Annotated in this window: 11 protein-coding genes; 6 read left to right on the top strand and 5 right to left on the bottom strand. The window is 66.5% G+C overall.

Annotated features, from left to right (window positions below; all coding sequences use genetic code 11):
* Nucleotides 1-464 precede the first annotated feature (464 nt).
* The 6 genes from pcnB (at nt 465) to ACM26W_RS00860 (ending at nt 5,959) form a co-directional block, all read left to right on the top strand.
* Entirely contained in the window at nt 465-1,883 is a 1,419-nt protein-coding gene (pcnB, locus tag ACM26W_RS00885; protein ID WP_416138997.1) for a polynucleotide adenylyltransferase PcnB, read from the top strand.
* Entirely contained in the window at nt 1,880-2,374 is a 495-nt protein-coding gene (gene folK / locus ACM26W_RS00880; RefSeq protein ID WP_416138996.1) for a 2-amino-4-hydroxy-6-hydroxymethyldihydropteridine diphosphokinase, read from the top strand. Before pcnB ends, folK begins: the two co-directional genes overlap by 4 nt.
* Before the next feature lie 150 nt (nt 2,375-2,524).
* Complete coding sequence (panB, locus tag ACM26W_RS00875; RefSeq protein ID WP_416138995.1) at nt 2,525-3,316, top strand: 3-methyl-2-oxobutanoate hydroxymethyltransferase; 792 nt, start codon at nt 2,525-2,527, stop codon at nt 3,314-3,316.
* A gap of 15 nt (nt 3,317-3,331) precedes the next feature.
* Nucleotides 3,332-4,180, top strand: a complete 849-nt coding sequence (gene panC / locus ACM26W_RS00870) for a pantoate--beta-alanine ligase (protein WP_416138994.1) — start codon at nt 3,332-3,334, stop codon at nt 4,178-4,180.
* 38 nt (nt 4,181-4,218) lie between these two features.
* Nucleotides 4,219-4,599 (top strand): aspartate 1-decarboxylase, encoded by a 381-nt coding sequence (gene panD, locus ACM26W_RS00865; protein WP_416138993.1) that lies wholly within the window; start codon nt 4,219-4,221, stop codon nt 4,597-4,599.
* A gap of 184 nt (nt 4,600-4,783) precedes the next feature.
* Nucleotides 4,784-5,959, top strand: a complete 1,176-nt coding sequence (locus ACM26W_RS00860) for an acetyl-CoA C-acetyltransferase (RefSeq protein ID WP_416138992.1) — start codon at nt 4,784-4,786, stop codon at nt 5,957-5,959.
* A gap of 153 nt (nt 5,960-6,112) precedes the next feature.
* Here the strand turns inward: ACM26W_RS00860 and pnp are convergent, their stop codons facing one another.
* The 5 genes from pnp to infB form a co-directional block, all read right to left on the bottom strand.
* The gene (pnp, locus tag ACM26W_RS00855) at nt 6,113-8,248 is read right to left on the bottom strand and encodes a polyribonucleotide nucleotidyltransferase (protein ID WP_416138991.1); all 2,136 of its coding nucleotides are present in this window, start codon (nt 8,246-8,248) and stop codon (nt 6,113-6,115) included.
* A gap of 166 nt (nt 8,249-8,414) precedes the next feature.
* Nucleotides 8,415-8,684, bottom strand: a complete 270-nt coding sequence (rpsO, locus tag ACM26W_RS00850; RefSeq protein ID WP_290905755.1) for a 30S ribosomal protein S15 — start codon at nt 8,682-8,684, stop codon at nt 8,415-8,417.
* A gap of 78 nt (nt 8,685-8,762) precedes the next feature.
* Complete coding sequence (gene truB / locus ACM26W_RS00845; RefSeq protein WP_416138990.1) at nt 8,763-9,680, bottom strand: tRNA pseudouridine(55) synthase TruB; 918 nt, start codon at nt 9,678-9,680, stop codon at nt 8,763-8,765.
* Nucleotides 9,680-10,108: a 30S ribosome-binding factor RbfA gene (gene rbfA, locus ACM26W_RS00840; protein WP_416138989.1), complete on the bottom strand. Its 429-nt coding sequence runs from the start codon at nt 10,106-10,108 to the stop codon at nt 9,680-9,682. Before rbfA ends, truB begins: the two co-directional genes overlap by 1 nt.
* Before the next feature lie 18 nt (nt 10,109-10,126).
* Nucleotides 10,127-12,634 (bottom strand): translation initiation factor IF-2, encoded by a 2,508-nt coding sequence (gene infB / locus ACM26W_RS00835; protein WP_416138988.1) that lies wholly within the window; start codon nt 12,632-12,634, stop codon nt 10,127-10,129.
* Between the last annotated feature and the right edge of the window lie 98 nt (nt 12,635-12,732).

Here is a 12,732-nt window from a genome sequence, read left to right as displayed (position 1 = left end):
TCGGCCCCTCGCTTGCCAACAACAACAAGCTTCGCGAGGAACCGGAGACTAAGGACCCGACGCATCAGTACGGCCAACAACAAGAGCAATCGCCGTCGAAGGTGCACCCCCGGCAACAACACCAACAAGCCGGGGGGAGGCAGATCCGCTGCCGTCGTGGTTGGATTATTGTTTTGAATACGAGGCGGTTACCACCAGGAGCGCCAACAAGGACAACAACACAGCTAGCCTGTTCTTCTCCTTGGTGACTGCGGTGCGTATTCAAGGCGATGTGCCATCACGAAGAAGAACCAGCAGCAAGGACGCTGCAAGAATGCTTGAAGGGGAGGCCTGCCGGTCTCCCTTTTTTATTGTGCGTCCTGCATGGGCCCCGCCACCGCCGCCGTGCTATGCAAGGTCCCAGGGGTCGGATACACTTGTACCCTTTAGCCCTCTTTTTCCGCACTGCGAGTCGATATCGCCGCATGTTCAAAGGATTTACCCGCTTCCTGCAGAGTCCGGGCGAACGCCTGAAGTCCTTCTTCGGACCCGACAGCGCCGCCGCCGGCCTGTCCGAGCCGCGCATCATTCCCCGCCAGGATCACCCGGTGTCGCGCCAGCACTTCAGCGACGCCGCCCTCAAGGTGCTCTATCGGCTGCACAATGCCGGCTGCCAGGCCTACCTGGTGGGCGGCTGCATCCGCGACTCCCTGCTCGGGCGCATGCCCAAGGACTTCGACGTGGCCACCGACGCCACGCCGGAAGAGGTCAAGGCGCTGTTCCGCAACTCGCGGATCATCGGCCGACGATTCCGCATCGTGCACGTGCGCTTCGGCCGCGAGGTGATCGAGGTCACCACCTTCCGCGGCAAGCCGGGCGACGATCATGGCGACCATATCGCCCAGCAGTCCGACGAGGGACTGCTGCTGCGCGACAACGTCTGGGGCAACATCCAGGAAGACGCCATACGCCGCGACTTCACCATCAATGCCCTCTACTACAGCATCGCCGACTTCTCGATCCACGACTTCGCCAACGGCGTACGCGACATCGAGGCGCGCACCCTGCGCCTGATCGGCGACCCAGCGACCCGCTACCGCGAGGACCCGGTGCGCATGCTGCGGGCGGTGCGCTTCGCGGGCAAGCTCGACTTCCACCTGGACCCCGCCACCGAGGCGCCGATCCGCGAACTCGCCCCGCTGCTGCTGCAGATCCCCCCGGCGCGCCTGTTCGACGAGATTCTCAAGCTGTTCATGGGTGGGCACGGCGTCGAGACCTTCCGGCTACTGCGCCAATACCGTCTGTTCGAGATGCTGTTCCCCGAAGCCGCGGAGGCCATGGACGAACTACCCTGGGCAGAGCCCCTGGTGGAAGCGGCACTGGCCAGCACCGATCGGCGCATCGCCGAAGAGCGCCCGGTCACCCCGGCCTTCCTGTTCGCCGCCCTGCTCTGGGGCCCCGTGCAACTGCGACAGGTCGATCACGAGCGCGACGGCATGCCGCCGATTCCGGCCCTGCAGGCAGCCTCCCAACAGGTGGTCTCCCGGCAGCTACAGCATGTCTCGATCCCCAAGCGTTTCAGCCTGCCGATGCGTGACATCTGGGACTTGCAGCAGCGCCTGCCGCTGCGTCGCGGCCGCCGCGTCTTCCAGACCCGCGAGCATCCTCGCTTCCGGGCTGCCTACGACCTGCTGCTGCTGCGCGAGGCCGCCGGCGAGCTCGAGCCGGGTCTCGGCGACTGGTGGACCGCCTTCCAGAACGCCGACGAGCATGACCAGCGCCGTCTGCTGGACAAGGTCGGCGCCAACCCCGCCGGCAGCGGCGCACCGCGCAAACGGCGTCGCCGGCGTCGCCGGCGTCGCAAGCCGCGTGGTGATAACGGCGGCGACAACGGCAACGCATGAGCTCGCATCGCGCCTGGGTCGGCCTGGGCAGCAATCTGGACGATCCACGGCGTCACATCGAACAGGCCTTCGAGGAGCTCGACCGCCTGCCGCTCACCCGCCGCCTGAGCGCCTCACGCTGCTACGCCAGTCGACCGCTCGGCCCCCAGGATCAGCCTGACTTCATCAACGCCGTGGCGCTACTGGAGACCCGCCTCTCGCCGCTGGCGCTGCTCGATCAGCTGCAGGCCCTGGAGCAGCGCCACCGCAGGATCCGCGCGCGCCGCTGGGGGCCCCGCACCCTGGACCTGGATCTGCTACTGTTCGATGACAGCGTACTGGCCCTGCCGCGCCTCGTCGTTCCGCATCCCGAACTAACGCATCGCGCCTTCGTGGTAGTGCCACTGCTGGAGGTGGCGCCGGCACTTACGCTGCCGGACGGCCGCCGTCTGGCGGCAGCGGCCGATATCCTCGAGACTGACGGCCTTAGGCCGCTGTTACCGCGAGCATGATCTTGCCGAAAAAATGTTACCTATCGACACGCCCCGGCGGTTCGGGTAACAATCACAGGTTACTTTCAGCGCCATTCTTTCAGCGCGATTAACGGCGGGACGAGACATCAGCTTGCGCCTCCCCTGCTGCCACAACGATGAGAGCACGCCATGAAAACCGTCACCCTGAGCACGCTGCAGGCCTTCAAGCGCGCCGGTGAGTCCTTCAGCTGCCTGACCGCCTATGACGCCTCCTTCGCTCGAGTCGCCAGCGACGCCGGCATCGAGGTGCTGCTGGTCGGCGACTCCCTGGGCATGGTCCTGCAGGGCCACGCCAGCACCCTGCCGGTGACCCTCGAGGAGATCTGCTACCACACGCGCTGTGTGTCCCGCGGCAAGGGAGCGAGCCTGCTGATGGTCGACCTGCCCTTCATGGGCAATGCCAGCACCGAGCGACTGCTGGAGAACGCCGGCGAGCTGATGCGCGCCGGCGCCGAGCTGGTCAAGGTGGAAGGCGAGGCATGGATGGCGGAGGGCATCCGCGAGCTGACCCGCCGCGGCGTACCGGTCTGCGCCCACCTGGGCCTCACCCCGCAGACGGTCTACCAGTTGGGCGGCTACAAGGTGCAGGGCCGCGAGGCCGAGCGCGCCACCCAGATCCTCGAGGATGCCCGCATCCTGGCGGAGGCCGGTGCCTCGGTCATCCTGCTGGAGTGCGTGCCGGCGAGCCTGGGCCGGGCCATCACCGAGGCGTTGGACGTACCGGTGATCGGTATCGGAGCAGGCCCCGACACCGACGGTCAGATCCTGGTCATGCATGACATCCTGAACGTCACCGCCGGCCGCAAGCCGCGCTTCGTCAAGAACTTCATGGCCGAGACCGATGACATTCAGGGCGCCTTTCGGCGCTACCACGAGGACGTCAAGGCCCGGCGCTTCCCCGCCGAGGAACACTGCTTCTAGCCATGGAGCCCCGCAATGCGCACCCTCAGAGAGATCCCCGCCATGCGCGAGACGCTGGCAGACGTTCGCCGTCGCGGCGAGCGTATCGCCCTGGTCCCCACCATGGGTAACTTGCACGACGGCCACCTGGCGCTGGTCGCAGCGGCCCGCGAGCGCGCCGAGGTGGTAATCGCCACCATCTACGTCAATCCCATGCAGTTCGGGGCGGGTGAGGACCTGGATGCCTACCCGCGCACCCTCGAGGAGGATCAGGCCGGACTGGAGGCGGCCGGCTGCGACCTGCTGTTCGCCCCCGAGACCGCCACCGTCTACCCGCGCGGGCTCGAGGCCCAGACCCGCATTGTGGTGCCCGACGTCAGCGAGGGGCTGTGTGGCGCCTCACGACCCGGCCACTTCGACGGAGTCTCCACCGTCGTCGGCATGCTCTTCAACCTGGTGCAGCCCGACATCGCCTGCTTCGGAGAGAAGGACTACCAGCAGTTGGCGGTGATCCGCCGCATGGTGGCCGACCTGCACTTCCCCATCGAGGTCGTCGGCGTACCCATCGTGCGCGCCGACGACGGCCTGGCGCTCTCATCCCGCAACGGCTATCTGAGTACCGAACAGCGCGCCACGGCGCCGCGGCTCTACCAGACCCTGTGCGAACTGCGCCAGACCCTTGAGGCCGGCGAGGCGACCGGGCCGACCCTGGCCAGCGGGTACGCCCGCCTGCAGGAGGCCGGCTTCGCGCCGGACTACCTGGAACTGCGCGCGGTCGACCTGGGCCCCGTCACACGGACGACCCGCGAGGCCGTGCTGCTGGTCGCCGCCCGCCTGGGCACGACCCGGCTGATCGACAACCTGACCCTGACCCTGCCGCGCTGACGCGCCGCGCCCATTCGCTTTCGGAGGACCACACTTCCATGTTCACCATCATGCTCAAGGCCAAGCTGCATATGGCCCGCGTCACCCATGCCGTGCTCAACTACGAGGGCTCCTGCGCCATCGACGGCGAGCTGCTCGACATGTCCGGCATCCGCGAGAACGAGCAGATCCAGATCTACAACGTCGAGAACGGCCAGCGATTCACCACCTACGCCATCCGTGCCGAGGAGGGCTCGAAGGTGATCTCCATCAACGGCGCCGCCGCCCACCTGGCCGGCCCCGGTGATCGCGTGATCATCTGCAGCTACGCCCACTACGGCCACGCGGAGCTGGAGAACCACCAGCCGGCGCTGATCTACCTTCAGGAAGGCAACGCCATCAGCCACACCAGCCACGCGATTCCCGTGCAGATGGCCTGATGTTTGTCACGGCATCCCCTCTCGGGGTACCGACATCGCCTGCCCGTCTGCACGCTACTCCGGACATGCGGCCATGGAAGCATTGCCGCGACGCACAAGCGTCCCCTATGCTGGGACTCCCCGGTCGTGTCCGGCTGCCGCGACAAGGCCGCAAGCTCGTCATCCCATACAGGAGAACACTCCCATGCAAGAAGTGGTGATCGTTGCCGCACGCCGCACTGCCATCGGCACCTTCGGCGGCTCACTGGCCGGCATTCCCGCCAGCGACCTGGGCGCTTTGGTGATCAAGGACCTGCTCGCCACCACCGGCGTGTCGGGCGACCAGGTCGACGAAGTGCTGCTGGGCCAGGTGCTCACCGCCGGCGTGGGCCAGAACCCGGCCCGCCAGGCCGCCATCAAGGCCGGCCTGCCCGACGCCGTCCCCGCCATGACCATCAACAAGGTGTGCGGCTCCGGCCTCAAGGCGCTGCACCTCGCCACCCAGGCGATCCGCTGCGGCGACGCCGAGCTGATCCTGGCCGGCGGCCAGGAGAACATGTCAGCCTCGCCCCACGTGCTGCCCAACTCCCGCAACGGCCAGCGCATGGGCGACTGGAAAGCCATCGACACCATGGTCCATGACGGCCTGTGGGACGCCTTCAACAACTACCACATGGGCATCACCGCCGAGAATCTGGCGGAGAAGTACGGCATCACCCGCGAGGCGATGGACGAGTTCGCCGCCGCCTCCCAGCAGAAGGCCTCCGCCGCCATCCGTGACGGCAAGTTCAAGAGCCAGATCGTCCCGGTGGAGATCCCCCAGCGCAAGGGCGACCCCGTCGTCTTCGACACCGACGAGGGCCCGCGTGACGTGAGCGCCGAGAAGCTCGGCGGCATGCGCCCCGCCTTCAAGAAGGATGGCACCATCACCGCCGGCAACGCCTCCTCCCTCAACGACGGCGCCGCCGTGGTGATGCTCTGCTCCGCCGAGAAGGCCAAGGCCCTGGGCCTGGAGCCGCTGGCGCGCATCGCCGCCTACAGCAACGCCGGCGTCGACCCGGCGATCATGGGCATCGGCCCGGCCCCGGCCACCCGTCGCTGCCTGGAGAAGGCCGGCTGGAGCCTGGACGACCTCGACCTGGTCGAGGCCAACGAGGCCTTCGCCGCCCAGGCGCTCTCCGTCAACAAGGAGCTGGGCTGGGATGTCAGCAAGGTCAACGTCAACGGCGGCGCCATCGCCCTGGGTCACCCCATCGGCGCCTCTGGCTGCCGCGTGCTGGTCACCCTGCTGCACGAGATGATCGCCCGCGACGCCAAGAAGGGCCTGGCGACCCTGTGCATCGGCGGCGGGCAGGGGGTCGCACTCGCGATCGAAAGATAAGCTCGAAGCTCGAAGCTCGAAGCTCGAAGCTCGAAGCTCGAAGCTCGAAGCTCGAAGCTCGAAGACAAGCCTAAAAGAATCCGCCCCCGCAGCCAGGCTGCGGGGGCGGATTTTCTTCCAGCTTCAAGCTTTCAGCTCGCCGAAGGCGGTCGCTTACAGCGCGGGCTCGGCGGCCGCCTCGGCCTCGAACGCCGCCTTCTCTTCCGGGGTGATCTCCTTGATGGTGAGCTTCACCCGGTTGCGGTTGTCGATGTCGAGCACCTTGACCACGACCTCGTCACCCTCGTTGAGGAAGTCACGCACGTCGTTGACCCGCTCCGGCACGATCTGGGAGATATGCACCAGGCCGTCGGTGCCCGGCATGATGTTGACGAAGGCCCCGAAGTCGGCGATACGGGCCACCTTGCCCAGGTAGAGCTTGCCGATCTCAGCCTCGGCGGTGATCGCCAGCACGGTATCGATGGCCCGCTTGGCCGCCGCCTTGTCCTCGGCGTAGATGCGCACGGTGCCGTCGTCGTCCAGGTCGATGGAGGCGCCGGTATCTTCGCAGATCTTGCGGATGGTGGCGCCACCCTTGCCGATGACGTCGCGGATCTTGTCCGGGGCGATCTTGATGGTCGCCATGGAGGGAGCGTTCTCGGAGACCTCGGTGCGGCTCTGGCCGATCACCGTGTTCATCTGCTCGAGGATGCTGAGGCGAGCCTCCAGGGCCTGCTGCAGAGCCTGCTCCATGATCTCCTCGTTGATGCCCTCGATCTTGATGTCCATCTGCAGGGCGGTCACGCCCTCGGAGGAACCGGCCACCTTGAAGTCCATGTCGCCGAGGTGGTCCTCGTCACCCAGGATATCGGTCAGCACAGCGAAGCCGCTATCGTCCTTGACCAGGCCCATGGCGATCCCCGCCACCGGGGCCTTCATCGGCACGCCGGCGTCCATCAGCGCCAGCGACGTGCCGCACACCGAGGCCATGGAACTGGAACCGTTGGACTCGGTGATCTCGGAGACCACGCGGATGGTGTAGGGGAACTCGGCATCGTCGGGCAGCATGGCCTGCACGCCACGGCGCGCCAGGCGGCCATGGCCGATCTCGCGACGCTTGGGGCCGCCCATGAAGCCGGCCTCGCCCACGCAGTAGGGGGGGAAGTTGTAGTGCAGCAGGAAGCGGTCCTTGCGCTCGCCCTCCAGCGACTCGATCAGCTGGGAGTCGCGCAGGGTACCCAGAGTAGCGACCACGATGGCCTGGGTCTCGCCGCGGGTGAAGATCGCCGAGCCGTGGGTCTTGGGCAGGCTGCCCACCTCGATGGCCAGCGGACGTACGGTCTTGTGGTCGCGGCCGTCGATGCGCGGCTCGCCCTTGACCACGCGGGAGCGCACCACGCGCTTCTCCAGCGCGGCGAAGGCACCCTTCACCTCATCGGTGCCGAACTTGCCTTCCTCTTCACCGGCCAGCTGCTCCACGGCCGCAGCCTTGAGGGCGAAGAGCGCATCCTGACGGACCATCTTGTCGGTGAGGCGATAGGCCTCGCCTACCTTGGCCTCGTAGGCGCTGGCCACGGCGGCCTTGAGCTCGGTGTTCTCGGCTGCCGGCTGCCAGTCCCACTTCGGCTTGCCGGCCTCGGCGACCAGCTCGCTGATGGCCTTGATGGCCACCTGCATCTCCATATGGCCATAGAGCACGGCACCGAGCATCTCGTCCTCGAGCAGCTCCTTGGCCTCGGACTCCACCATCAGCACCGCCTTCTCGGTACCGGCCACCACCATGTCCAGCTCGGATTTCGCCAGCTCCTCGACGGTGGGGTTGAGGAAGTAACCCTTCTCCTCATCGAAGCCAACGCGGGCCGCGCCGATCGGGCCCTTGAACGGCACCCCGGAGATGGCCAGGGCCGCAGAGGTGCCCAGCAGCGCCGCGATATCCGGATCATGGTTGCGGTCGGTGGAGAGCACCGTGCAGACGACCTGCACCTCGTTCATGAAGCCCTTGGGGAATAGCGGACGGATCGGGCGGTCGATCAGCCGCGAGGTGAGGGTCTCCTTCTCGGTGGGACGCCCCTCGCGCTTGAAGAAGCCGCCGGGGATCTTGCCGACTGCGTAGGTCTTCTCCTGATAGAACACACCCAGCGGGAAGAAGGGCTGAGCGGGATTGGCCTCTTTCTTGGCCACCACGGTGCACAGCACCACGGTGTCGTCCATGGTGACCATCACGGCACCGGTGGCCTGGCGGGCGATGCGCCCGGTTTCCATGGTGACGGTGCTGCGACCGTACTGAAATGTCTTCTTGACCGGATTCACGGCGACTTCCTTCAACGTTACTTTTCTGTGTTTGGTTCGTTTCGACTCGGCGACCATTTTAGGGGTTGACGCGCCCCGCGGCCACCGGCTAGCGACATTTCGGCCCCACAGACGCAAAACGGGCAGCCCGAAGGCTGCCCGTTTCTCTACCGCTTGGGTGCGTCGCTTAGCGGCGCAGGCCCAGACGCTGGATAAGTGCCTGATAGCGCTCGAAGTCCTTGCGCTTCAGGTAGTCCAGCAGCTTGCGGCGCTGGTTGACCATGCGGATCAGGCCACGGCGGGAGTGGTGATCCTGCTTGTTGGTCTTGAAGTGGTCCTGCAGGCCATCGATGTTGGCGCTCAGCAGGGCAACCTGCACTTCGGGGGAACCGGTATCGTTGTCGCCACGACCGAATTCGTTGACGATTGTGGCCTTCTGTTCGGCTGTGAGTGCCATCTGTCTCTCCAGTAAGCAATATGCCTGAATGATGTGTGTGTGAGACCACGCATATTTGCAGTCTCGGGCGTTTCTCCCTTAATCGGCTGCGCTGCTCAGTAGCCGTTTCGGTGCCACCTCCTGTGGCGCCGTGACCGCGCCGAGGCCCAGGAAGGCCCCGTCGCAGTAGAGTCTTGCCGTCTCGCCAATGCCGATGCCCGAGGCATCGGTCCGAGCCGCCTGACCCAGGGTCAGACGAGCTGCCGCCGAGGCGTCCAGCTCGAGTCTCGGCAGATGCGCGACCAGCACGTCGACAGGCAGCAGCGTCGCCTCCCGGGCGACCTGGTCGGGGAGCGCCTCCAGGGCCTCGAGGGTCAGCATCCCCTTCGCCGTGAAGGGGCCTGTCTCCAGGCGGCGCAGCGCACTGATATGTGCACCGGTGCCCAGAGCCCCGCCGATATCCTCGGCCAGGGTGCGCACATAGGTGCCCTTGCTGACCTTCACTTCCAACTCGAAGGCCTCGCCCTCGAAGGCGAGAAGCCGCGCATCATACACCGTCACGCGCCGTGCTGCACGCTCGATCGACTTGCCTTCACGGGCCAGCTCGTAGAGCTTGCGCCCCTGGTGCTTGAGTGCCGAGTACATCGGCGGCACCTGGTCGATCTCGCCGCGGAAGCGCTCGAGCACGCCCTCTACGTCGGCCTCGGTCAGTCGGGGCACAGCGCGGCGCTCGACCACCTCACCCTCGGCGTCGCCGGTATCGGTCACCGCGCCCAGTTCGACCCGGGTACAGTAGACCTTGTCGGCGGCCAGCAGGTGGGCGGAAAACTTGGTCGCCTCACCGAAGCAGACCGGCAGCAGCCCGGTGGCCATGGGGTCCAGGGTGCCGGTATGACCGGCCTTCTGGGCCTGGAACAGCCGCCGGGCACGCTGCAGGGCGTGATTGCTGGACGCCCCCATGGGCTTGTCCAGCAGCAGCACCCCGTTGACCGGCAGGCCGCGACGCCGACGCGCCATCAGTCGCGCCCGCTGTCGCTGCCGGACTCGTCCTCGGTGCCCGCATCCTCGCCCTCGTCACCTTGCAGGGAGCGGTCGCTGGCCACCGCCTCCTGGATCAGCGAGGAGAGCCGCTGGCCCCGCACCACGCTCTCGTCATAGTGGAAGCGCAGCTCCGGCACGTGACGCAGCTTGATGCGCCGAGCGACCTGGCCACGCAGGAAGCCCGCGGCCTGCTTGAGAACCTTGAGGTTCTCCTTGATTCGCTCCGGGGTGTCCTCGCCCAGGATGGTCACATGGACGTCGGCATAGCCGAGGTCACGACTGACCTCGACGCCGCTGACCGTGACCATCCCCAGCCGCGGGTCCTTGACCTCGCGCTGGATGAGCACCGCCAGCTCCTTCTGGAGCTGGTCGGCCACCCGATCGGTTCGCTTGAACTCGCGCATGAACGACTCCTCGAGCCTTTAGAGGGTACGCTCGACCTTGATCTGGTCGAAGACCTCGATCTTGTCGCCGACCTGGACATCGTTGTAGTTCTTCACACCGATGCCACACTCCATGCCGTTGCGCACTTCCTGGACATCGTCCTTGAAGCGGCGCAGCGACTCGAGTTCGCCCTCGTAGATCACCACGTTGTCGCGCAGCACGCGGATCTTCTTGTTACGGAAGACGCTGCCCTCGACCACCATGCAGCCTGCCACGGCGCCAATCTTCGGTGCACGGAAGACGTCACGGACCTCGGCCACGCCGACGATCTCTTCCTTCCACTCCGGCGCCAGCATGCCGGTCATGGCCTGCTTGACCTCGTCGATCAGCTGATAGATGACGCTGTAGTAGCGCAGATCCAGGCCTTCACGCTCGATGATCTCGCGGGCGGCGGCGTCGGCACGCACGTTGAAGCCCATCACGATGGCCTCGGAGGCCAGCGCCAGGTTGGCATCGGTGCCGGTGATGCCACCGACCCCGGAGGAGACCACAGCCACCTGTACCTCGTCGGTGGAGAGCTCTTCCAGGGCGCCCTTGATCGCTTCCAGCGAGCCTTGGACGTCGGCCTTGAGCACGACGTTGACCTTGGCCACCTCGTCCTGGCCCATCTGGCTGAACATGTTCTCCAGCTTGGCCTTCTGCTGGCGCGCCAGGCGCACCTCGCGGTACTTGCCCTGACGGAAGTTGGCGACCTCGCGGGCCTTCTTCTCGTCGGCCACGACCATGAAGTCGTCACCGGCATCCGGGGTGCCGTCGAGGCCCTGGATCTCCACTGGCATGGCGGGACCGACCTCGTCGACCTGCTTGCCCAGCTCGTTGGTCAGCGCACGTACGCGACCGTAATGCAGGCCGGCGAGCACGATGTCGCCCTTCTTCAGGGTGCCGTTCTGAACCAGTACGGTAGCCACCGGGCCGCGGCCCTTGTCCAGGCGCGACTCGACCACCACGCCCTTGCCGGGCGCTTCCGGAACCGCCTTCAGCTCGAGCACCTCGGAGACCAGCTGGATCGCCTCCAGCAGGTCCTCGATGCCTTCGCCGGTATGCGCGGAGACGTGCACGAACTGGGTGTCGCCGCCCCACTCCTCGGAGATCACGCCGTGCTGGGAGAGCTCGTTCTTGATCCGGTCCAGATCGATGCCCTGCTTGTCGATCTTGTTGACCGCCACCACCATGGGCACCTCGGCCGCCCGGGAGTGCTCGATCGCCTCGATGGTCTGGGGCATCACGCCATCGTCGGCGGCCACCACCAGGATGACCACGTCGGTGGCCTTGGCACCGCGGGCACGCATGGCGGTGAACGCCGCGTGGCCCGGGGTATCCAGGAAAGTCACGCCACCGTGCTCATCCTCGACGTGATAGGCACCGATGTGCTGGGTGATGCCGCCAGCCTCACCGGTGGCCACCTTGGCCTTGCGGATGTAGTCGAGCAGCGAGGTCTTGCCGTGGTCGACGTGACCCATGACGGTGACCACCGGTGAGCGGGTGATCTCCTCGCCCTCGTAGGAGATGCCTTCGAGCATCTCGGTCTCGAGAGCGTCATCCTTGATCAGCTTGGGCTTGTGGCCCATCTCCTCGACGACGATGGCCGCGGTGTCCTGATCGATGGTCTGATTGATGGTCACCGCCGCGCCCATGTTGAACATGGCCTTGATGACCTCGTTCGCCTTGATCGACATCTTGTCGGCCAGTTCGGCGACGCTGATCGACTCGGGGATGGAGACCTCGCGGACGATCGGCTGAGTCGGCTTCTGGAAGCCGTGCTTGCCGCCGCCCGGGGAGCCACCGCGACGACCGCCGCGACGCTCGGCGCGCTTGGCCTTCTTGGCTCCGCCACGACGACGCTCATCGCGATCGTCATCGTCGCGCTCATGACGCCCCTTCTTGGCGGCGGTCTTCTTGGGCGGTGCGGTGCGGCGGTCGGAGCGACCCTCCTTGGGCGGCGCGGGCGGCTCGTCACCGGCCGGCTGCTCCACCAGTTCCGGCACCGGAATCTGCGGCTCGGCAACGGCCTTCTCGGCTTCGAGCTTGGCCGCGGCCTCGCGGGCGGACTCCTCGGCAGCGCGAGTCTTGGCGACCTCGGCGTCGCGGGCTTCCTGCTCGGCCCGGGCCTGCTGGGAGTCGGCCATGTCACCGACCAGCTGGCGCGGCCCGGCATCTTCCACCGGCTCCGGCGCCACATCGTCCTCGGCACGCTTGACGTAGGTGCGCTTCTTGCGCACCTGCACCTCGATGGTCTTGCCCCGCTCGCCGGTGTTGATGCGGCTACGCGTCTTGCGCGTCAGGGTAATGCGGTTCTTCGGTGCCGCGGCGCTGGTGTCTCCGCCGTGGCTCTTGGTGAGATAGTCCAGCAGCCGGCGCTTGTCCTCCTCGGACACCGCATCGACTTCGGACTTCTGGCCGAGACCGGCCTCTTTCATCTGTTCCAGCAGACGAGGCACATCGCGCCCCACCTTCGCTGCAAAATCCTTAACGGTCATCTCTGACATTACGACCCTCCTGAGCCCGTGACCCCAATTCTTCGCTTCGAATACTGTCGCCCGGCCAGTCGGTGCCGGACTTGGCGCCTGTCGCGCCATTCGCCTTC

It is taken from the genome of Halomonas sp. HK25, assembly GCF_047795635.1.
Classification (GTDB): domain Bacteria; phylum Pseudomonadota; class Gammaproteobacteria; order Pseudomonadales; family Halomonadaceae; genus Halomonas.
Note: the sequence above shows the minus strand (reverse complement) of the source record. Positions and strands in the feature narration are given on the sequence as shown.